This window comes from Mycobacterium sp., assembly GCF_035314905.1.
Classification (GTDB): Bacteria; Actinomycetota; Actinomycetes; order Mycobacteriales; family Mycobacteriaceae; genus Mycobacterium.
In genome coordinates, this window is record NZ_DATFYW010000101.1 from 19,991 (window position 1) to 41,720 (window position 21,730).

General features: G+C 68.6%; 18 protein-coding genes and 1 pseudogene. 9 read left to right on the forward strand and 10 right to left on the reverse strand.

The genetic code is table 11. From position 1 onward, the window contains the following. Positions 1–40 precede the first annotated feature (40 nt). Both VKG81_RS08625 and VKG81_RS08630 read left to right on the forward strand, forming a co-directional pair. The gene (locus VKG81_RS08625) at positions 41–2,383 is read left to right on the forward strand and encodes a RelA/SpoT family protein (protein WP_324395481.1); all 2,343 of its coding nucleotides are present in this window, start codon (positions 41–43) and stop codon (positions 2,381–2,383) included. Positions 2,384–2,434: 51 nt separating this feature from the next. Then, positions 2,435–3,825 (forward strand): annotated as a pseudogene (locus VKG81_RS08630) (acyl-CoA dehydrogenase family protein). 12 nt (positions 3,826–3,837) lie between these two features. Here VKG81_RS08630 and VKG81_RS08635 read toward each other — a convergent pair. Then, a complete protein-coding gene (locus VKG81_RS08635; protein WP_324395483.1) occupies positions 3,838–4,713 on the reverse strand; it encodes a peptidylprolyl isomerase in 876 nt (291 codons plus the stop codon). Between the two features lie 99 nt (positions 4,714–4,812). Between VKG81_RS08635 and VKG81_RS08640 the strand changes: the two genes are divergently transcribed. From VKG81_RS08640 to VKG81_RS08650, 3 genes are read left to right on the forward strand one after another with little or no spacing between them, the layout of a single operon-like run. Then, positions 4,813–5,499: an MBL fold metallo-hydrolase gene (locus tag VKG81_RS08640; RefSeq protein WP_324395485.1), complete on the forward strand. Its 687-nt coding sequence runs from the start codon at positions 4,813–4,815 to the stop codon at positions 5,497–5,499. After that, complete coding sequence (gene hisS, locus VKG81_RS08645) at positions 5,496–6,767, forward strand: histidine--tRNA ligase (protein WP_324395487.1); 1,272 nt, start codon at positions 5,496–5,498, stop codon at positions 6,765–6,767. The genes VKG81_RS08640 and hisS overlap by 4 nt, the downstream gene beginning before the upstream one ends. Before the next feature lie 22 nt (positions 6,768–6,789). After that, positions 6,790–7,215: a hypothetical protein gene (locus VKG81_RS08650; protein ID WP_324395489.1), complete on the forward strand. Its 426-nt coding sequence runs from the start codon at positions 6,790–6,792 to the stop codon at positions 7,213–7,215. Position 7,216: 1 nt separating this feature from the next. On the opposite strand, the gene VKG81_RS08655 is transcribed toward VKG81_RS08650, so the two are convergent. Then, positions 7,217–8,113, reverse strand: a complete 897-nt coding sequence (locus VKG81_RS08655; protein WP_324395490.1) for a haloalkane dehalogenase — start codon at positions 8,111–8,113, stop codon at positions 7,217–7,219. 58 nt (positions 8,114–8,171) lie between these two features. On the opposite strand from VKG81_RS08655, the gene VKG81_RS08660 reads away from it, so the two are divergent. Then, positions 8,172–9,182: an Rv2578c family radical SAM protein gene (locus VKG81_RS08660; protein ID WP_324395493.1), complete on the forward strand. Its 1,011-nt coding sequence runs from the start codon at positions 8,172–8,174 to the stop codon at positions 9,180–9,182. Here VKG81_RS08660 and VKG81_RS08665 read toward each other — a convergent pair. The 4 genes from VKG81_RS08665 to VKG81_RS08680 form a co-directional block, all read right to left on the reverse strand. Next, positions 9,164–10,411 carry an acyl-CoA dehydrogenase family protein gene (locus tag VKG81_RS08665; protein ID WP_324395495.1) on the reverse strand — a complete coding sequence of 416 codons (1,248 nt, stop codon included), beginning with the start codon at positions 10,409–10,411 and terminating at the stop codon, positions 9,164–9,166. The genes VKG81_RS08660 and VKG81_RS08665 overlap by 19 nt on opposite strands. Continuing rightward, positions 10,408–11,550, reverse strand: coding sequence for an acyl-CoA dehydrogenase family protein (locus VKG81_RS08670; protein WP_324395497.1), 1,143 nt, complete (start codon positions 11,548–11,550; stop codon positions 10,408–10,410). The genes VKG81_RS08665 and VKG81_RS08670 overlap by 4 nt, the downstream gene beginning before the upstream one ends. Further along, positions 11,547–12,740 carry an amidohydrolase family protein gene (locus VKG81_RS08675; RefSeq protein WP_324395498.1) on the reverse strand — a complete coding sequence of 398 codons (1,194 nt, stop codon included), beginning with the start codon at positions 12,738–12,740 and terminating at the stop codon, positions 11,547–11,549. The genes VKG81_RS08670 and VKG81_RS08675 overlap by 4 nt, the downstream gene beginning before the upstream one ends. A 139-nt stretch (positions 12,741–12,879) precedes the next feature. Next, positions 12,880–13,575 (reverse strand): TetR/AcrR family transcriptional regulator, encoded by a 696-nt coding sequence (locus tag VKG81_RS08680; RefSeq protein ID WP_414685202.1) that lies wholly within the window; start codon positions 13,573–13,575, stop codon positions 12,880–12,882. A 180-nt stretch (positions 13,576–13,755) separates the two neighbouring features. Between VKG81_RS08680 and VKG81_RS08685 the strand changes: the two genes are divergently transcribed. After that, positions 13,756–14,619, forward strand: a complete 864-nt coding sequence (locus VKG81_RS08685; protein WP_324395500.1) for an acyl-CoA thioesterase — start codon at positions 13,756–13,758, stop codon at positions 14,617–14,619. Position 14,620: 1 nt separating this feature from the next. On the opposite strand, the gene VKG81_RS08690 is transcribed toward VKG81_RS08685, so the two are convergent. The 3 genes from VKG81_RS08690 to ypfJ are packed head-to-tail and all read right to left on the reverse strand — an operon-like array spanning position 14,621 to position 17,994. Then, on the reverse strand, positions 14,621–15,448 hold the full coding sequence (locus tag VKG81_RS08690) for a mycofactocin-coupled SDR family oxidoreductase (protein WP_324395502.1): 828 nt from the start codon (positions 15,446–15,448) through the stop codon (positions 14,621–14,623). A gap of 13 nt (positions 15,449–15,461) precedes the next feature. Continuing rightward, positions 15,462–17,120 carry a DUF885 domain-containing protein gene (locus tag VKG81_RS08695; RefSeq protein ID WP_324395503.1) on the reverse strand — a complete coding sequence of 553 codons (1,659 nt, stop codon included), beginning with the start codon at positions 17,118–17,120 and terminating at the stop codon, positions 15,462–15,464. Then, the gene (gene ypfJ, locus VKG81_RS08700) at positions 17,113–17,994 is read right to left on the reverse strand and encodes a KPN_02809 family neutral zinc metallopeptidase (RefSeq protein WP_324395505.1); all 882 of its coding nucleotides are present in this window, start codon (positions 17,992–17,994) and stop codon (positions 17,113–17,115) included. Before ypfJ ends, VKG81_RS08695 begins: the two co-directional genes overlap by 8 nt. A gap of 72 nt (positions 17,995–18,066) precedes the next feature. Between ypfJ and VKG81_RS08705 the strand changes: the two genes are divergently transcribed. Further along, the gene (locus VKG81_RS08705) at positions 18,067–19,545 is read left to right on the forward strand and encodes a carboxylesterase/lipase family protein (RefSeq protein WP_324395507.1); all 1,479 of its coding nucleotides are present in this window, start codon (positions 18,067–18,069) and stop codon (positions 19,543–19,545) included. A gap of 3 nt (positions 19,546–19,548) precedes the next feature. On the opposite strand, the gene VKG81_RS08710 is transcribed toward VKG81_RS08705, so the two are convergent. Continuing rightward, entirely contained in the window at positions 19,549–20,430 is an 882-nt protein-coding gene (locus VKG81_RS08710) for an oxidoreductase (RefSeq protein WP_324395517.1), read from the reverse strand. Positions 20,431–20,536: 106 nt separating this feature from the next. Between VKG81_RS08710 and aspS the strand changes: the two genes are divergently transcribed. Continuing rightward, on the forward strand, positions 20,537–21,730 hold a 1,194-nt coding region (aspS, locus tag VKG81_RS08715), incomplete at its 3' end, for an aspartate--tRNA ligase (protein ID WP_324395509.1).

Below are 21,730 nucleotides of genomic sequence, written 5' to 3' on the forward strand. Positions count from 1 at the left end.
ATCCTCGAAGGGCGGCGCAGGAATGCCGAAGGAGGTGGCGATGGCTGACGACCAGGGCACGGCTCAGGCCGTGCAGACGCCTCCAGGCCCGGAAACGTCCTCGTTGGAGGTACCCAAGCCGTCATCGAGCGCGTCGCGGCGCGTACGTGCGCGGCTGGCCCGGCGGATGACCGCACAGCGCAGCGCCGTCAACCCGGTGCTGGAGCCGCTGGTCGCGGTGCACCGCGAGATCTACCCCAAAGCCGACCTGACGATGCTGCAGCGCGCCTACGAGGTCGCCGAGCAGCGCCACGCCGACCAGTTCCGTCGTTCTGGCGACCCGTACATCACCCACCCGCTGGCGGTCGCCAACATCCTGGCCGAGCTCGGGATGGACACCACCACGCTGATCGCCGCCCTGCTGCACGACACGGTCGAGGACACCGGCTACACACTGGAGGCGCTGACCAACGACTTCGGCGAGGAGGTCGGGCATCTGGTCGACGGGGTGACCAAGCTCGACAGGGTCGTGCTGGGCAGCGCCGCCGAGGGCGAGACCATCCGCAAGATGATCATCGCGATGGCCCGCGACCCGCGGGTGCTGGTGATCAAAGTCGCCGACCGGCTGCACAACATGCGCACAATGCGCTTCCTGCCGCCGGAGAAGCAGGCCCGCAAAGCGCGTGAGACGCTCGAAGTCATTGCGCCGCTTGCCCATCGGCTGGGGATGGCCACCGTCAAGTGGGAGCTGGAGGACCTGTCGTTTGCGATCCTGCACCCGAAGAAGTACGAGGAGATCGTGCGCCTGGTGGCCGGCAGGGCACCGTCGCGTGACACGTACCTGGCCAAGGTGCGGGCCGAGATCGTCGCAACGCTCAACGCGTCGAAGATCAACGCGGTCGTCGAGGGCAGGCCCAAGCACTACTGGTCGATCTACCAGAAGATGATCGTCAAGGGCCGCGACTTCGACGACATCCACGACCTCGTCGGCGTGCGCATCCTGTGTGACGAGATCCGGGACTGTTACGCCGCTGTGGGCGTGGTGCATTCGCTGTGGCAACCGATGGCCGGCCGGTTCAAGGACTACATCGCCCAACCGCGCTTCGGGGTATATCAGTCGCTGCACACCACCGTCGTCGGTCCCGAGGGCAAGCCGCTGGAGGTGCAGATCCGCACCCGCGACATGCACCGCACCGCCGAATACGGCATCGCCGCCCACTGGCGCTACAAGGAAGCCAAGGGCCGCAACGGCGTTCCGCATCCGCATGCCGCTGCCGAGATCGACGACATGGCGTGGATGCGCCAGCTGCTGGACTGGCAGCGGGAGGCCGCCGACCCCGGCGAGTTCCTCGAGTCGCTTCGTTATGACCTTGCGGTGCAAGAGATCTTCGTCTTCACCCCCAAGGGAGACGTGATCACGCTACCCACCGGGTCCACCCCCGTGGACTTCGCCTACGCGGTGCACACCGAGGTCGGGCACCGGTGCATCGGCGCCCGGGTCAACGGGCGTCTTGTCGCGCTGGAGCGCAAGCTCGAAAACGGCGAGGTGGTAGAGATCTTCACGTCGAAGGCGCCGAACGCCGGACCGTCGCGGGACTGGCAGACCTTCGTCGTGTCGCCACGCGCGAAGGCGAAGATCCGGCAGTGGTTCGCCAAGGAGCGCCGCGAAGAGGCGCTGGAGGCCGGCAAGGACGCGATCGCTCGCGAGGTGCGCCGCGGCGGGCTGCCGCTGCAGCGGCTGATGAACGGGGAGTCGATGGGCTCGCTGGCCCGCGAGCTCCGCTACAACGACGTCTCGGCGCTGTACACGGCCGTGGGGGAGGGCCACGTGTCCGCCCGGCACGTGGTGCAGCGGCTGTTGGCCCAGCTCGGCGGCGACGACGAGGCCACCGACGAGCTGGCCGAGCGGTCGACACCGGCCACGATGCCGGTGCGGCAGCGCAACACCGAGGACACCGGCGTCGCGGTGCCCGGCGCGCCCGGAGTGCTCACCAAGCTGGCCAAGTGCTGCACGCCTGTGCCAGGGGACAACATCATGGGCTTCGTCACCCGCGGCGGCGGGGTCAGCGTGCACCGCACCGACTGCACCAACGCGGCGTCGCTGCAGGAACAGTCCGAACGCATCATCGACGTCGAGTGGGCGCCGTCGCCGTCGTCGGTATTCCTGGTCGCCATCCAGGTCGAGGCGCTGGATCGTCATCGGCTGCTCAGCGACGTGACCCGCGTGCTCGCCGACGAAAAGGTCAACATCCTCTCGGCATCGGTGACCACCTCCGGGGACCGGGTGGCCATCAGCCGGTTCACCTTCGAGATGGGCGACCCAAAGCACCTCGGCCACGTCCTCAACGTGGTGCGCAATGTCGAGGGGGTCTACGACGTCTACCGCGTGACCTCGGCCGCCTGAGGGGCGCGAACCGCCGGTTTCGTTGCCCGGTACCGCGGGTATCGGGTTTACGTGGGGTTTGATCTGTCGCCGACCGCGGCGCAACACGACCTGGCGAATCGGGCGCACAAGTTCGCCGAAGACTGCATCCGGCCCGTAGCGGCCGAATACCACAGACGCCAGGAATTTCCGTGGCCCGTGCTCGACGAAGCGGCGCAGCGAGGCTACTACAACCCGCTGTTCTACCGGGACCTGATCGGCGACCCGACCGGCCTTTCGCTTCCGATGTTCATGGAGGAGGTGTTCTGGGGCTGCGCCGGGATCGGGTTGGCGATCGTGATGCCCGCGTTGGCCCTTTCGGCCATCGGGCAGGCGGCCACGCCGGAGCAGATGCTGCAGTGGGCACCCGAATGCTTCGGCACCCCAGGAGATCTCAAGCTTGCCGCGCTGGCGATATCCGAGCCCCAGGGCGGCAGCGACGTCCGCAACCTGCGGACCCGTGCCACCCGTGACGGAGGGGACTGGATCATCGACGGCCACAAGATGTGGATCGGCAACGGCGGCATCGCCAACGTCCACGTGGTCAACGCCGTCGTCGATGAGGAGCTCGGGCACCGCGGGCAGGCGCTGTTCGTCGTGCCGGGGCGCGCTGCGGGCCTGGAGATGGTGCGCAAACTCGACAAGCTCGGCTGCCGTGCATCGCACACCGCGGAGCTGAAATTCAACAGCGTCCGCATTCCCGCTGCCAACCTCCTCGGCGGCGAAGACAAGCTAGAACACAAGCTCGCCAAGGCCCGCGAAGCCGCGGGGGGCGGCCGGCGCTCCGGATCGGCGACTCTGGGCACGTTCGAGCAGAGCCGCCCGATGGTCGCCGCGCAGGCGCTCGGAATCGCGCGTGCGGCCCTCGAATACGCCACCGCCTACGCCAACCGGCGGCACGCGTTCGGGGCGCCGATCATCGACAACCAGGGCATCGCGTTCCCGCTGGCCGATCTGGCCACGCAGATCGACTCGGCCCGGCTGCTGACGTGGCGGGCGTCGTGGATGGCGGCCAACGGGGTCCCCTTCGAGCGCGGCGAGGGCTCGATGTCGAAGCTGGCCGCCAGCGAGGCCGCGGTCAGCACCACCGAACGGGCCGTCCAGACGATGGGCGGTTGGGGCTACATCGGCGACCACCCGGTCGAGAAGTCGAGAAGTGGTATCGCGACGCCAAGCTGTACACGATCTTCGAGGGAACCAGCGAGATTCAGCGCGTTGTGATCGCGAACGCGCTGGGCGCGGCGGACGGGGGCAGGCCGCTGCACTTCGAGCTCGAGCCATCCGGTGGTCCGATCAACCGGATGTTCGGCCGTGGCGCACCGATCCGCACACGCGCATCCAACGCCGCGCTGGCGATGAAGGACCGCTTGCCGGAGCCTGTCATGCGCGTCGCGATGAAAGCGCTTCGCCCGCCGCGCAAGTGACTCGGCGCCGGGTCAGTCGAGCCGCACCGACTTGATCGTCACAGGCGTAGCGGGCTTGCCGTCCTCGCCGCCGCCGGCCACACCGGCCGCGGCGATCTTGTCCAATGTGGCGAGGCCGGTCTGATCGATCGTGCCGAACACCGTGTAGTTGGGCGGCAGCTGCGAATCCTTGTACACGAGGAAGAACTGGCTGCCGTTGGTGTCCGCCCCGGCGTTGGCCATGGCCAGCGTCCCCCGCGGGTACACGATCGGCTGCTGCAGCGCCGGGTCGCCGGGTGGGTACTGGTTCGTCGGGTACTCGTTGGCGAACTGGTAGCCGGGACCGCCGGTGCCGTCCCCGGTCGGGTCGCCGCACTGCAGCACCCCCAGGGTCGGCGAGGTGGTCAGCCGATGGCACGGGGTGTCGTTGAAGAAACCCTGCTGGGCCAGGCTGGCGAAGCTGTTGACCGTGCAGGGGGACTTCGCGTTGTCCAACTGGATGCCGATCGGTCCCTGATCGGTCACCATGCTGACGCTGACCTGCGCGGGATCGGTCGGCACCTTCCCGGTCCGCGGCGGGTTGACCTGTTTGGACGCCGGCTGCTGGCCGGCCGGATACTGGCAGTTGTCGCCCAAGCCGGCCGGCGGGTTGAACGGCGGCAGCACACCCGAGGCCGCCGGCGCGGCGCTCGCGGCCGTCGTGGGCGTGCTCGGCGCGGCGGCCGTCTTGTGACCCCAGTCCTTGCCCATCACGAAGTACACGACCACGGCCGCGACCACCGCGACCGCAAGCACCGACGCCGCCGCGATCGTCACGGTCCGGCGACGACGGGCCTGCTGTGCGCGGCGCTCGAGCTGCCGTTCCAGTTTCCGCTTCGCTGTCGCACGCCGCTGTTCGTTTGTCGGCACCGCCGTCGTCCTCCTGATTCGTGGCCTAGCAGGCATTCGCGCCACCGAGTGTGCCATGCACCCGCAAACCCGCTTGTCGGCAGTGGAAAACTGGAGGTCGTGTTGATCACCGGCTTCCCCACCGGCCTGCTGGCGTGCAACTGCTACGTGGTGGCGCGCGAGCGCGGCGGCGAGGCGTTCGTCGTGGACCCCGGCCAGGGCGCTATGCCCAGGCTGCGGCGGGTGCTGGACGAGCATGAGCTCAGCCCGAAGGCGGTGCTGCTGACCCACGGGCACATCGACCACATCTGGTCGGCACGCCAAGTCTCGGACAGCTTCGGCGTTCCCGCGCACATTCACCCGGAGGACCGGTCGATGCTGACGGACCCGATCGTGGGCTTCGGGCCGCGGCTCGGGCAGCTCCTCGTCGGCGCGTTGTTCCGCGAACCCAAGCGGCTCGTCGAACTCGGCGACGGTGACAAGCTAGACATCGGGGGCATCGGCGTCACCGTCGACCACACCCCCGGCCACACCCGCGGATCGGTGACGTTCCGGATCACCGCCGAGACCGGTCTGGGTCGCCAGCCGGGCCCCGTCGACGTCGTGTTCAGCGGCGATACGCTCTTCCAGGGTTCGGTGGGACGGACCGATCTTCCCGGCGGCAGCGGGCGCGATCTGCTCGGCTCGATCGTGACCAAGCTGCTGGTGCTCGACGACGACACCCTGGTCCTGCCGGGGCACGGCGACTCCACGACCATCGGTGCCGAGCGCCGCACCAACCCGTTCCTCGAAGGCCTGGGTTCGTGACCGAATTCCACGCGCCCAAGGGCGTCCCCGATTACCTGCCGCCGGAGTCGGCCCAGTTCGTGGCCGTGCGCGACGGCCTGATCGACGCTGCGCGCCGGGCCGGCTACAGCGACATCGAACTGCCGATCTTCGAAGACACCACGCTGTTCGCGCGGGGCGTCGGCGAGTCCACCGACGTGGTCTCCAAGGAGATGTACACGTTCGACGACCGCGGCGGCCGCTCGGTGACACTGCGTCCGGAGGGCACCGCGGGTGTGATGCGCGCTGTGATCGAGCACGGGCTCGACCGCGGACAGCTGCCGGTCAAGCTCTGCTACGCCGGGCCGTTCTTCCGCTACGAGCGACCCCAGGCCGGGCGCTACCGCCAGCTGCAGCAGGTGGGCGTCGAGGCGATCGGCGTCGACGACCCCGCGCTCGACGCCGAGGTGATTGCGGTCGCCGCCGCCGGGTTCCGGTCTCTCGGCCTCGAGGACTTCCGGTTGGAGATCACGTCACTGGGCGACGACACCACCAGGGCGCAGTACCGCGACTTGCTGCAGGACTACCTGCTGGCGCTCGACCTCGACGAGCCGACGCGCCAGCGGGCGGTGATCAACCCGATGCGCGTGCTCGACGACAAGCGCAAGGAGGTCCGGGCGATGACGGCCGACGCGCCGGTGATGCTGGACCACTTGTCCGACGGCGCGAAGCAGCATTTCGAGAGCGTGCTCGCGCATCTTGACTCCCTCGGTGTGCCGTACACGATCAACCCGAGGCTGGTGCGCGGGCTCGACTACTACACGAAGACGACGTTCGAATTCGCGCACGACGGGCTCGGCGCGCAATCCGGCATCGGCGGGGGCGGCCGCTACGACGGGCTGATGCGCCAGCTCGGTGGAAAAGACCTGTCCGGCATCGGTTTCGGGCTCGGGGTCGACCGGACGATGCTCGCATTGCGCGCCGAAGGCAAGACAGTCGGAGCCACGACTCGCTGCGACGTGTTCTGCGTGCCTCTCGGCGAACAGGCCAAGCTCGAGCTCGCGGTGCTCGCCGCCGAGCTGCGGGCGGCCGGCGTGCGGGTGGACATGGCCTACGGCGATCGCGGCCTCAAGGGCGCGATGCGCGCGGCCGACCGCTCCGGTGCGGCGCTGGCGTTGGTGGCCGGTGATCGCGACATCGATGCGTCGACGATCGGCGTGAAGGACCTGTCGACGGGTGAACAGGAGGATGTGGCGGCCGGGACGCTTGTGACGGATGTGCTTGCCCGGCTGGACCGGAAGCGCGTGTAACCAATCCGATAGCGTGCGCGACATGACCTACATGGGACGAGCGGCAAACAGGGTCGGGGTGGCTGTCGGGCTGGCAGCGGTCGCGGGCGTGGCGGCCACACATGCGACGTCGAGCGCCGATCCGGGCGCCCACCAGGTCACGTACACGGTCACCACACAAAGCGAGATGACCGGCAACATCTACTACATCAACGCCGAGCCGCCGAGCCAATCGGCCTACGACGCCAACTCGTCGCAGTTCCTCACGCAGGTGCGGACGCCGTTGGAGCCGGGGCAGCCCTGGGTGTATCAGACGACGCTGACCGACCCGAATCAGTGGGCCCTGGTCAGCGCCAGCGGCGCGCTCCGGGTGGCGCCACAGCTGCACTGCGAGATCGCGGTCGATGGTGTGACGGTGGTCCAGCAGGACGGTGCCAGCGGCGTGCAGTGTGCGCTGCGGCCCTGGTAGGTCAGCCGGGCCGACCCGGCCGCAGCTTGCGGACGAACTCCGCGACCGCCGCGCCGATTTCGTCGGGGCTGTCCTCCTGGATGAAGTGCACACCGTTCACCGTGACCTCCTGCAGGTTGGGCCACGCCCGCACGATCCCGCGGATGCGGTCGCGCACGATGGCACCGGGTTCGGCGTTGACGAACAGCTTCGGTACGTCGCTTGCGGCCAGCCAGCGGCCATAATCCTCGACCACCGCGGCGACGTCGGCGGGCTCCCCGTCGATCGGGATGTTGCGCGGCCAGGACAGCGTCGGCCGGCGGTCCTCCCCAGGGTTGGCGAAGGGCCGCCGGTAGTGGTCCATTTCCTCGTCGCTGAGCTTGCGCCGGATCGCGCCGGGCAGCACCGCCTCAACGAACAGATTCTGCTCGAGCACCATTTCTTCGCCGGCCGGCGAGCGGAAGCCCTGAAACACGCTGCGAACGCTCTTGTCCCAGTCGTCCCACGTCATCGGCGTGACGACGGCCTCCATGAATGCGATCCCCTGCACGCGGTCGCGGTGCTGGTTCGCCCAGTCGAACCCAAGTGCCGAGCCCCAGTCGTGCAGCACGAACACCACGTCCTCGCCGAGATCCAACGCGTCCCACAAGGCGAACAGGTAGTCGCGCTGTTCGAAGTAATGGTAGCGGTCCGGGCCTGAGGGGCTGAGCTTGTCGGAACCGCCCATCCCGATGAGATCGCATGCGACGAGGCGGCCCAGGCCCTCGAGGTGCGGCATCACGTTGCGCCACAGATACGACGAGGTCGGGTTGCCGTGCTGGAAGACGATCGCTTCGCCGTCACCTTCGTCGATGTAGGCCATGCGTTTGCCGTTGACCTCCCGATGTTGCAGACGCCCATAGGGTTTCGCTCCGGTCATAGGAACACCCTACGCGGCGGTCCTTGACAGCTCCTCGAACTTGAGTTCGAATGGAGGCATGCGGTGGGACGGTCAGGCCATCGACGTCGACGACGGAGCGCTACCGGGCCTGCAGCGACTGGGCTTTGTGCGCAGCGTGCGCACCCCGCAGTTCGAAGGCATCACGTTCCACGAGGTGCTGTGCAAGTCGGCGCTCAACAAGGTGCCCAACGCAGCCATGCTGCCGTTCCGGTACACCGTCAACGGCTACCGCGGCTGCTCGCACGCGTGCCGATACTGCTTCGCCCGCCCCACGCATGAGTACCTCGAGTTTGATTCGGGGAAGGATTTCGACAGCGAGATCGTCGTCAAGACCAACGTGGCCGAGGTGCTGCGCCGCGAGCTGCGGCGGCCGTCGTGGCGGCATGAAGCCGTTGCGCTGGGCACCAACACCGACCCGTATCAGCGGGCGGAGGGTCGCTACGCGCTGATGCCCGGCATCATCGGCGCGCTCGCCGATTCCGGCACACCGCTTTCGATCCTGACCAAGGGCACGCTGCTGCGCCGCGACCTGCCGTTGCTGACCGAAGCGGCCCGGCGCGTCGCGGTCGGCGTTGCGGTTTCGCTGGCGGTCGCCGACCCCGACGTGCACCGCGACGTCGAGCCCGGCACGCCGTCGCCGCAGGCCCGGCTGGCGCTTATCGCCGCGATCCGCGATGCGGGACTGGACTGTCATGTGATGGTCGCGCCCGTGCTGCCGCATCTGACGGACTCGGTTGAACATCTCGACACGCTGCTGGGCCTGATCGCGGGCGCCGGTGCCGGCGGGGTCACCGTGTTCGGCCTGCATCTGCGTGGGTCCAACCGCGGCTGGTTCATGGAATGGCTGGCGCGATCGCATCCCGAGTTGGTCGACCGCTACCGCGAGTTATACAGCCGCCGGGCGTATCTGCCGCCCGACTATCGCGAGATGCTGCGGTCCCGGACCGCTCCGCTGGTGGCCAAGTACCGGCTCGGCGGGGACACGCGCACCCGCACGCCGGCACCCGCGACGACGGTCGCGGCACCGGTTCACCCGACGTTGTTCTGATCGGCCCGCCCGCTGCGACGAACCTCTTTGAACGGCACCCCGCGGTCGGCGGCATATTCGCGTGGGAGGCCCAGCACGCGCTCACTGATGACGTTGCGTGCCATCTCGGTGGTGCCTCCTCCGAGGGAGGTGGTTTGCCGCGCGAGATAGCGCTCGCCGAACCGCATCAGGCCCGCCGAGTCCTCGACCACGCCGGCGCTGCCGGCGATCGCGAGGGTGGTGTCGATCTCGAGTTGGACGGTCTCGGCGTGGAAGTTGCGAACGATCGAACCCGCAGCCGAAGGCAGCGATCCGTCACGGACCGCGTGGTAGACGTGGTCGTTGAGCTGATCCTGCACAATCCGGTGGACCAGCGCCCGTCCCGCCATCCCGCGGATGCGTTCGCTGTCGGCCTGCCCGACCGCCCGGGCGAGTGCGACGTAGTCGACGGGCCTGTCGGTGACGCCTTCACTGCCGATTCCGCTGGCGAACTCCGACCCGCCGCCAACCGCGCGCCGCTCGTGGTAAAGCTGGCGAGACGCTACCTGCCAGCCGTTGTTCACCTCGCCGACGACCGCATCGTCGCCCACCTCGAGGCCGTCGAAGAACTCCTCGCAGAACTCGTTCGACCCGTTGACCTGCCTGATGCGGCGCAACGTTATTCCCGGGCTGTCGATGGGCACCAGGAACATCGTCAGGCCCTCGTGCTTGGGTACATCCCAGTTCGTTCGGGCCAGAAGTAGCCCGTAGTCGGCGGCGAATGCGCTGGTGCTCCACGTTTTTGCGCCGTTGATCACCCATTTGTCACTTCGGTGGTCGGCCCGGGTGATGACGCCGGCCAGATCCGATCCGCCGCTGGGTTCCGACAGCAGCTGCACGAGCACCTCTTCGCCCCGCAGCGCCGCAGAAACGTGTTGGCGGTTTTGCGCGTCGCTGCCGGTGTCGAGGATCGTCGCGCAACAGATCGTGAAGGTGGGTGTGTTGAGGATGATCGGCATCTCGTAGCCGACCGTCTCGGCGTCGAACGCCTTCTGGTATTCGAGGCTCAATCCCAGGCCGCCGGACTCGCGCGGGAAGCAGATGCCGGCGAATCCGCCCTCGTAGAGACGCTTCTGGAGTTCTCGGGCTCGTTGCCAGGCGGACCCGCTGCCGCGGTCGGCCACGGGCGGATCGGCCGGGTCGATGCCGGGCATGTTCTCGGCCAGCCACGCCCTGGCCCGGGCGGCGAATTCCGACGGGGTCTCGCTCATGAGGCGGAGTCGATCTGGTTCGTCAGCTCGTACACGCGTACGTTGTGCTCTTCAGGCGTGCCGAACATGGCGCGATACAACGCGACCCGGCGCAGATACAAGTGCAGGTCGTGTTCCCATGTCACACCGATTCCGCCGTGCAGCTGGATGCAGTCCTGCACCATCGGTGCGGCCTTCTCACCGACGTAGGACTTCGCCACACTGACCGAGATCGCCGCGCGCGGCATGCGTGAGGCGACGTCCGCCACGGCCGCACGGGCGGTGGCCCGGCATGCCTCCAGCCACATCTTCATGTCGGCGAAACGGTGCTTGAGCGCCTGATACGACACCAGCGGACGGCCGAAGGTGTAACGGTCGAATGCCCACTGGAGGGTGAACCCGAGCACGGTGTCGAGAATGCCGACGACCTCGGCGCACTGCAGCACCTGGGCGATCTGGCTCTGCCGCTCGACAAGTGCCGCGGTCTGCCCCGCGGTTCCCACCACGGCGGCCGCATCGATCTGGACGCCGTCGAAGCGCACCCGGGCATAGCGCTTCACCAGGTCGAGCGATCGTTGCGGTTCGATCCGGATCCCGGGACTGTCGGCGGGCACCAGGAACTGCCGGATCGCGCCCTCGCAACGGGCAACCACCAAGAAAAGCCCGCTTTGCGCGCCCGCCTCGACGCGATCCTTGACGCCGGCGAGGCGGTAACCGGTTGCCGTCGGCGTTGCCGTGAGCTCGGCCCGGAGCGGCGCCCATGGCTTGCCGGGCTCGTAGACCGCCCAGGACGCGACGACATCGCCTGCTATCAGCGACTCGATCGTCGTTGCGTGCCGCCGGCTTTCGGCTGCATCGACGAGGCCGGCCAACACGATGCTCACCGGGTGCAGTGGCCCAGGCGCGACGGTGCGGCCGATCTGCTCGGCGAGGGCCGCCAGGTCGTCGACGCCGTTACCGGAGACGCTGCCACCGCCAAGTTCCTCGGGCACCAACAGGCCTGCCCAGCCGAGCTCGGCGGCGCGCCGCCACCAGTCCGGCTCGAAGGAAACACCGGCGTGGTGCAGCTCGCGCACCCGGCTCAGCGATGCTTCCTTTTCCAGGAATGCCTGGGCCGTGGAACCGAAGAGCAACGCCTCCGGCGAGGCGGCTTCGGTCACGCGGGAACCGGGCTGGGAATCTTGAACAGATTCATCATGTTGCCGCCCATGATCTTCGCCTGGTCGTCGTCGGGCAGGTCGGCGAGCTCGTCGACGAAGGTGATGGGATCCTTCAGGCCCTCGGGATGCGGCCAGTCGGAACCGAACACCACCCGGTCGGTGCCGACCATCCTGGCGATGTCGACGACCCTGTCCTCCCAGAACGGGCTGATGTAGACGCAGCGCTTGAACGCCTCGACCGGATCCTCGACGAAAGAGTGCGGCATCTTCGCGTACACGCTCTTGAACTGCTTGAACAGGTACGGCACCCAGTCGGCGCCGTTCTCGATCGACAAGATCCGCAGGTCCGGGTTGCGCGACAGGGCGCCGTGGCAGACGAGCGCGCTCATCGCGTCCTCGATCGGGCGCTTGCCCATCGCGACCATCCGGAAGGCGGTGGGCTTGAACGGCAGGAATTCGTCGCCCGGCTCCCACACGTTGAGGAACTCGGCGTATCCACTGTCGGACGCGTGCATCGACACGGGGATGCCGGCCTTGATGCAGGCCTGCCAGAACGGATCGAACTCCTCGAAGCCGAACGACCGGGTGCCGCGGTACCCGGGAACCGGCGCCGGACGCACCAGCACCGTGCGGGCGCCGCGGTCCAGGCACCACTGCAGCTCTTCGAGGGCCCGGTCGACGATCGGCAGCGTGACCACCGGCGTGGCGAAGATGCGGCCCTCGTAGTCGAAGGTCCAGGTCTCATACATCCACTCGTTGAGCGCATGGATCACGTCGTGGATGAGCTCCGGATCGTCCTTCATCCGCTCCTCGACCAGGCTGGCCAGCGTGGGGAACATCAGCGCGTAGTCGATGCCGAGCTCGTTCATGACCTCCAGCCGCGGCCCGGGCTCGCGGAAGGCGGGGATGGCCTTCATCGGCTCGCCCATCACCTCGCGGTAGGACTTGCCGCCGCTGCCGTGGCGGAAATAGTCCTCCTGGGCCCCCGGCCGCGCCACCACCTCGAAGGTGGGGTTGGGAATGTAATCACTGATGTGGCCGCGGACCACGATCTTGGTGCGGCCGCGAACCTGGACGTAGTCGATGACGTGCTTGCGTTTGTCCGGCAGGAACTTGGTCAGCGCCTCCTGCGGCTCATACATGTGGTTGTCGGCGTCGAACACCGGGAAGGGCAGCTCGCGTGACGGCATGGTGACCTCCTTGAGGGTCTCAGTTGAGCCCGAAGCGGTAATGACGTTACCACTCTTGTAGCAGCGAAAACGAGGCCTGCGCAAGTTGCGGTTGTCACACCGTCGCCGAGCAGGTTCTCCGAAACGGAGAACCTGCTCGTCAGCCATGTGATTCGTCGCTGTCTGATTTGTCGCTTTCCAGTCCGCGTACGCAGAACTCGTAGATGTGCCCGCTGTCGATCGGGACACCGTTGAGCTCGGCGCCCAGCATGCGCAGGCGCATGGCGCCCAGCACCGTCTGCATGATCAGCGCGGCCGCGGTCTCCACGTCGAGGTCGGGGCGGAACGCTCCCTCGGAGATGCCCCGATCGAGAATCTCGCGGATCAGTTGGTGCAGCGGCGACAGAACCCTGGCGTACTCACGGGGCAGGCTCTCGGCGAGATGGTCGTTGTAGAACGTCAAACCCCTGTTGATGCCCTCTTGCGTGCTCGAGTGTGCCGGCGCGCAGATCCGGTCGATCAGTACACGGAGCGCCGCCGCGCCGGGTAGCTCCGCCGTTTCGTCGCTCCATCGCTTCGTCGACTCGGCCATGATCTTGTCGATCAGGGCGAGCAGCAGTTCGTCCTTGGTCGCGAATAGCTGGTAGAACCCCCTCAGCGACGTCTTCGATCGCTCGACGACCTCGAGCACGGTGAAGTCGGTTCGCCCCGTCTCGCCGAGGATTTCCAGCGCCGACTTCATGAAGCGGTCCGTGCGGGACTCCGCCTTGCGCCGGGCAGCGTCCAGCGATTGCTCCACCGCCCGCTGCCGCAGGCTTCCGCCGGTATCCGCCGGCTCGTTCGATGTCGGGGCCATGGGGAACATCCTCCCGGTCGCGCCCAGCTGCTCGTTGAGCTTGGAGAACGACGTTACCGGTATAGCAGAGCCAGAAGCCGTCGTGCGGCTACTGTGTTGGACCGACAGGCGGCGCGGTCGACCGTGCGGGTGGGCGAGGGGCATCCCGCGGTCGCCGGACAACGGAGAGGCTGAACGAACATGACACAGTGGTCAGTGACCGGGCTGCTCGCGCTGTTCGACGTGCAACCCGACGGAGGGGACCGCTTCACCGGTCAGACCGGCATCGCCGGTGAGGACGAGCGGCAGGTGGTGGAGGGCACCCAGGTGCTGGCACAGGCGATCGTCGCCGCGGCGAAACGGTTTCCCGACAAGTCGGTGCGCTCGGCGCATGCGGTGTTCGCCCGCGCGGTCACCGTGGGGCCGCCGGTCGAATTCGACATCGACGTCCTACACGAGGGCCGCTCGATGGCCACCGCCATCGTCGCCGCGCAGCAGAACGGTCGGCGCTGCATCACGGTGACGGTGCTGGCCGACGTGCCCTCAGACGACGTGATCCGTCACAACCTCCCGCGCCCGGACGTCGCCGCCCCCGCCGACTCGAACTCCTCGCCGATGCCGATGATCGGGCGCGAACTGCGGCTCGTCGACGTGGTTGACGTCAACAGTCCCGACGAGGTCGGGCCGCCAGAACTCTACGCGTGGCTGCACTACGACCCGATCCCGCAGCGCGACGATTTGGCCAAGGCGCTGATCGCCTATTTCACCGGCCACCTCGGGATCTCGACGACGATGCGCGCGCACGAAGGCATCGGCACCGCGCAGTCCCACCTGACGGTGTCGACCGCGCCGATGACCGTCACGGTCAGCTTCCACGAACCGGTGCGGTGGCACGGCTGGCTGCTGTACTCGCACGAGAGCACCCAGGTCGGTGCCGGCATGTCCTTCGTGCGGGGCACGGTGCACACGGAGGAGGGGGACCTCATCGCGTCCTTCTCCCAGGATGCGCTCATCCGTCCGCTGCGAACCAGCGACACGGCCATCGCGGCGAAGTCCCGGCTCTAGGTCAGATCTTCAGATAGCCCTTGTCGGCAGGGATCTGGGCCGCTGTCACCAACGAGGACGCATCACCGGCGAGCCACACGACGATGTCGGAGATCAGGTCGGGGTCGGCCAGCGAGTCGGTGGGCAGCGCCCCGGGCGAGAAACTGTGGATGTAGTTCGGGTGTTCCTGGAAAACCTTGTACATCGACACGTCGTTGCCCATCGGGGTGTCGGTGCCGTACGGGTGCACGGAGTTCACCCTGATCCCGAACTCGCCCAGCTCGACCGCCAGCGAGTTGGTCAGCCCCACGACACCGAACTTGCTCGCACAGTAGTGGCCGCAGCCGGGAACCGCCTTGATCCCGGCGGCCGAGCTGACGGTGATGATCGACCCGCCGTTGCCTGCTTCGATCATGGGCGGCACCACGGCCTTGATCGTGTTCCACAACCCGGTGAGGTTGATGTCCAGGGTGTCGTGCCACTGTCGTGCCGAAATCTCCCAGAGCCGGCCCCAATTCAGCACACCGGCATTCGCCACGACGATATCGAGGCGACCGAACTCTTCGAGCGCATCGGACACCACGCGCTGCTGGCCGACGGCGTCGCGGACGTCGACGCGGTCGGCCAGGATCTTGCGTGCCTCGCCTTCGACCAGGCTCACCGTCTCGGCAAGGTCTTCCGGCTGCGAGGGCGGGTACCCGTTGTGTTCGGCGACGGGCCCGCAGGCGTCGATCGCGACGATGTCGGCGCCCGCGCGGGCGAGCCGCACACAGTGCGACCGACCCTGCCCGCGGGCGGCGCCCGTCACATACGCCACCTTGCCCGCAAGGGGGCGATCGGTATTGGTCATGCCGGGCAGCTCCTTATGGTCGATGGTCGCGCGGTCGGTCGGCCGTGACATCGCCGGACAGTGCCGAGGACAGCACCTCAAGACCCAACCCGCCGAGATCGAGTGCGCGCCGGTGAAACTCCTTCAAAGACACACCGTCGGCGAGCACCTCATCGCGGAGTCGCTGCCAGATGCGCTGGCCCACAGCGTAGGAGGGGGCCTGGCCGGGCCAACCCAGATACCGGTCGAGCTCGAAGCGCAGCGTTTCCTCCGCCTGCGCGCAATGGGTGCGCAGAAACGCCCATGCCCGGCCGGCGTCCCATATCCCGCCGTCGGGAGCGGTCAGCCCGCAGTGCACACCGATGTCGATCACCACGCGGGCGGCGCGAAACCGTTGTGCGTCCAGCATGCCCATTCGCTCACCCGGGTCGCCGAGATAACCGAACTCGGCCATCAGCCGCTCGGCGTACAACGCCCAGCCCTCGCCGTGCCCGGACACCCAGCAGCCGAGCCGGCGCCAGCGGTTCAGCACGTCGGCCAGCACGACTGCGCGGCCGATCTGCAGGTGATGGCCCGGCACACCCTCGTGATACACCGTGGTGGTCTCCTGCCAGGTGTGAAACGTCGTGACCCCCGGAGGCACCGACCACCACATCCGGCCCGGGCGGCTCAAGTCCTCCGACGGGCCGGTGTAGTAGATCCCGCCGGTCTGCGTCGGCGCGATCCGGCACTCGAGCCGCCGCAGCGGTTCGGCGATGTCGAAATGCGTGCCCGCCAGCGTGTCCACCGCGCGGTCGGACAGCTGCTGCATCCAGGCCCGCAGCGCCGCGGTTCCCTCGACGGTGTACCGGGGCTCGGCGTCGAGCCTGCGCATCGCCTCGGCCACCGTGGAGCCCGGATAGAGCCGCTCCGCGATCGACTCCTGCTCGGCCACGATTTCTTTCAGCCGGCCGAGGCCCCACTCATAGGTTTCGTCGAGGTCGACCGCCGCGCCCAGAAACGCGCGCGACAGCACCCGGTACGCGTCGCGGCCGAATGCGTCGTCGTCACGGGCACGGGGTCCGATCTCGTCGCGCAGGACCGTCGCGAGCCGGCGGTAGGCGTCGGCCGCGGCGGTCGCGGCGTTGGTCAATTCGCCGCGCAGATGCGGCGGGGCAGGTTTGACGAGGCCGGCGAACAGCTGCTGAATGCGGCGTGCCTGCTCGATGCCGCGGGCCACCTGCCGCGCGGCCGGGGGGTGTCCACCCGCGACGGCCGCACGCAGACCGTCGGTGTAACTTTCCGCGCCACGGGGAACCGCCGCCAGCCGACGCCGGATCACCGCCCAGTCGTCGTGGGTGTCCGTCGGCATCAGGTCGAACACGTCGCGCATCGACTGCAACGGCGAGGCGATCACGTTGAGCTCGCCGAGATCCAGCCCGGCGTCGTGCATTTCGATCGCCACGCCGAGTCGCTCGCGCATCGCCGCGATCGTCACGCGGTCGACGTCGTCGACGGGTGCCACGCCGGCCAGTTCGCGCAGCGCCGCGCGCGCCGCCGCGGCGCGGGCGGCCGCCGCGCCGGGGGAGTAGTCGGTGATGCCCTCGTCGTGGCCGGCGACGCCGAGTTCCGTAGCGGCGCAGGGGTCGAGCGCGGCAAACGTTTCGAGGTAGCGCTCGGCTACGGCGTCGACCGGGGTCCTGGCTCTACCCAAGGTTGGCGGCGTTGTAGGTGTCGCACTGCTTCGGATCACCGGTCTGGTAACCCACCGTGAACCAGTGCTGGCGCTCCGCCGACGACCCGTGCGTCCATTGTTCGGGGTTGATCCGGCCGGTCGCCTGCTTCTGGATCCGGTCGTCACCCACCGACGCGGCCGCCGACAGCGCGTCGGCGATGTCCTTGTCGCTCAACGGCTCCAGGTAGGGGACACCGGTGCTCTGCTGCCTGGTGACGGCGGCGTAATGCGCCCACACACCGGCGTAGCAATCGGCCTGCAACTCGGTGCGCACACCGTTGCCCGTCGCGCCCTGCGCGCCCTGCTGCGCGCGGCCCAAAACGCCGAGCAGGTTCTGCACGTGGTGGCCGTACTCGTGGGCGACGACGTACTCCTGTGCGAGCGGCCCGCCGCTGGAACCGAATTGGTCGACGAGCACCTTGAAGAAGCCGGTGTCGAAGTACGCGGTGCGGTCGACCGGGCAGTAGAACGGCCCGACCGACGTGTCGGCGGGTCCGCAACCGGTGTTCACGTAATCGGTGAACAGCCGCATCTGCGGGCGGGTGTAGCCGGGAAGAAGCTGCGACCACACCCCGTCCACCGAGTTGCCCGTGGCCACCACCCGGCACTGCACGTACTTGTTCGCGTCGGCACCGGTCTTGCACATACTGATGTCGACCCCGGGTCCCGCCGCCTGCTGGGGCACGGCGGCTTGCTGGCTGAGGACGTTGCCGGGATCGACGCCCAGCAACAGCGCGATCACCACGATCACCAGCCCGCCGATACCGCCGCCGATCGCGATGCCGCGGCCACCGCGCCCTCCGCTGGTCGACGTGGTGCTCGTGTCGATCCGCATGCCCTCGTTGAACGTCATCGCATTCGCTCCATCGCTTCGCTGTTCGGGCTGCTACCGGCCGTCCCCAGCTTCCCACACTACGATTCCGGCGTGGCCGTGGATGTCGAACTTCCCACCGTCGTCCACACGACGTGCGGTGCGGTACGCGGCACCACCGAGGGCGGCGTCGGCGTATGGCGCGGGGTGCCCTACGCCGAGCAGCCCGTCGGCGGGCGCCGGTTCCTGGCGCCCGCCGCACCGCAGGCGTGGACCGGGGTCCGCGACGCCACTCGGCACGGTCCGCTGCCGCCGCAGGGCAAGTCGTTCGTCGGCGGCGGCCGCGACGATCCGAAGGCGCGCGATGAGGCCTGCCTGACGCTCACGGTGTGGTCGCCGAACACCGGTGGGGCGCTGCCGGTGATGGTGTGGATTCCCGGCGGCGCGTTCGTGTTCGGCGCCGGGCAGTTCCAGCTGTACAACGGGTCGCGGCTGGCAGCCAACGGTGACGTCGTGGTGGTCAACGTGACCTACCGCATCGGGGTTTTCGGGGGTCTCGAGCTGAGCGCGCTGGGCGACGGGTTCGACGACAACCTGGCCCTGCGCGACCAGATCGCCGCGCTGCACTGGGTGCGCGACAACATCGCGTCGTTCGGCGGTGATCCGAGCCGCGTCACGGTGTTCGGCGAGTCGGCCGGGGCCACGTCGGTGCTGGCGTTGCTGGCAAGCCCGGCGGGCACCGGACTCTTCAGCCGGGCGATCGCACAGAGCCCGGCGCTGCCGCTGATCGCCGACCACGAGGTGCGGGCCCGGCGCGCCCACGACTTCCTGCGTGAGCTCGGCGTCGCAGCGGCTGAGGTGAAGGCGTTGCCGGAGCGATGGCTAAGGCACGCCGCGGGCCGGCTTCAGCTGCGCAGCGCCGCGAGCACACCCACGTTGGCCTACGGGCTCACGTACGGCGTCGACCTGCTGCCGCGCCATCCGATCGCCGCCGCCCGTGCCGGCGAGCTGGCCCGACTGCCGCTCATCGTCGGAACGAACAGCCACGAAGCGACGATGTTCGCGTGGTCCAAGCCGCCGATGCTGCCGACCACACCCGCGTCGATCGACGCGTATTTCGACCGCGTGGCGCCGGACGCGCGCGACCGCGTGGTTGCCGCGTATCCGGACTATCCGCGGCGGCGGGCGGCGATCGCCGTCGGCTCCGACGTGATGTTCGGCGGCCCGACATGGGCGTTCGCCGACGCGTACAGCGCCACGGCGCCGACCCACTGCTATCGCTTCGACCACGTCGGCCTGAGCCTGCGGGCCCTCGGCCTCGGCGCCACCCACGGCAGCGAGATCGTTCACGTCCACCACAGCTACGGCTCGTTTCTGGGCCGGAAGCTGCATCCGCTGGGACGCCGTGTGCAGCCGTCGGTGGGCAGGCGCATGCAGCGCGCGTGGCTGGACTTCGCGCACGACGGCACCGTGCAGGACTGGCCGCACTACGACGTCCCCCGGCGAGCCACCCGCGTCATCCGCTCGACGCGCGACGTCGTCGTCGACGACCCCGACCACGACCGCCGCGTGGCCTGGGCCGAGGTGTACTGAGCCTCAGCCGGGCCCGTCGCTCGCGGCGGCGAGGAGCGGCACGACAACCTCGCTGATCGGCACCGGCAGGCCGTGGATGCGTGCCTTGCGGACGATCACACCGTTGCGGACATCCCACTCCAGCGGCCGCTGCGCCTCACGATCGACCAGCATCGAGGTACCCATGTCGTCGGGAGCACGGCGGAACATGTCAACCATCTCCTCGACCGCGCGGTCGTCGAGGTCGGCGCCTTCGGCGCGGGCCACCGCGCGGCATTCTCGCAGGTAGGACCGCGCAAGCGCCGCGATGTCGTCGCGCCGGAACATGCCCGAGCGTCGGCCCGTGAGCACCTCGAGCCCCGCCAGCGCGTTGACCAGCAGCTTGCGCCACGCCTCCGTGGTGAAGTCGGCCGCCCTGGTAACGACGCAGCCGGCCGCACCCAGGACGCCGGCGACGAACACGGCGGACGCGGGCAGCGTCACCCGGGGCTCCCCACGCAGCCGCACCCAGCCGCCGGGCTGCGTCTCCGCCGGGAACCAGACGATTCCCGGCACGACCGTGGAGCGGGGGCAGTGCGGCTGCACCTGATCTACCTGCTCGACCCCGTTCTGCAGCACGCATACGGTGGTGTTCTCGTCACACAGCACCGCCAGCCAGCGGGCCGCCTCGTCGTTCTGGGTCGCCTTTACGGCGAGCAGCACGAGATCGACGGGCCCGCTCAACTCGGCGGGGTCGGTGTGCACCGGCCCGCCGACGATGATCGGATCGCTGCCGTCGGGCCGAACATCGAGGTGGTCCCGGAACGTGCGACCGCACAGGACGACGGAATAGCCGGCGGTGTGCAGGCGGGCCGCCACCGTCGACCCGACGGCGCCGGGCCCCACCACCGCGATGCTCGTGCCCAATGAACGGTCTTCGCGCGAGCGCTCATCCACGAGCGCCAAGCTACCGCTGTTTCGGCGCATCTAGACTGGGCAGTCGTCTTCATCAAGTTATCGGCAGGGAGTTTTTGTGCTGCGCAGTCACGCCGCCGGTTCGTTGCGGGCCGCCGACGCCGGACAGAAGGTGACGTTGGCCGGGTGGGTCGCGCGTCGGCGTGACCACGGCGGCCTCATCTTCATCGACCTGCGCGACGCGTCCGGGGTGTCGCAGGTGGTGTTCCGCGAACCCGATGTGCTGGCTCACGCGCACCGCCTGCGGGCCGAGTTCTGCGTCGCGGTCGAGGGCGTTGTCGAGATCCGGCCCGAGGGCAACGAGAACCCCGAGCTGCCGACGGGCGACATCGAGGTCAACGCCACGTCGCTGACCGTGCTCGGTGAAAGCGCCCCGCTGCCGTTTCAGCTCGACGAGCCGGCGGGGGAGGAGGCGCGGCTGAAGTACCGGTACCTGGACCTGCGCCGCGAAGGTCCGGGATCGGCGATCCGGTTGCGCTCCAAGGTCAGTGCCGCCGCGCGAGAGGTGTTGGGCAGGCACGACTTCGTCGAGATCGAGACCCCGACGCTGACGCGCTCGACACCGGAGGGGGCCCGCGACTTCCTGGTGCCCGCCCGGCTGCAGCCCGGCGACTTCTACGCGCTGCCGCAGAGCCCGCAGCTGTTCAAGCAGCTGCTGATGGTGGCAGGCATGGAACGCTACTACCAGATCGCGCGCTGCTATCGCGACGAGGACTTCCGCGCCGATCGCCAGCCGGAGTTCACCCAGCTCGACATCGAGACCTCGTTCCTCGATCAGGCGCAAATTCAGGAGCTGATGGAGGGCTTGGTGCGGTCCCTGTTCAAGCAGGTGCTCGACGTAGAGCTGCCGAACCCGCTGCCGCGCATGACGTATGCCGAGGCGATGCGCCGCTACGGTTCGGACAAGCCCGATCTGCGAGTCACGCTGGAATTGGTCGATGTGGCCGATCTCGTCCGGGGCTGCGACTTCAAGGTGTTCGCCGGGCCGGCGGCCGACCCGCGCGGCCGCGTGGCCGCGTTGCGCGTGCCGCAGGGCGGGAAGCTCACGCGCAAGGAGATCGATGACTATACCGCCTACGTGGCCCGCTTCGGCGCGAAGGGGCTGGCCTACATCAAAGTGAACGATGTCTCCCAGGGGCGCGACGGATTGCAATCGCCGATCTTGAAATTCCTGAGCGATGCGGCGGTCACCGGAATTCTGGGCCGCACCGCGGCCAGCGACGGTGATCTGATCTTCTTCGGCGCGGATACC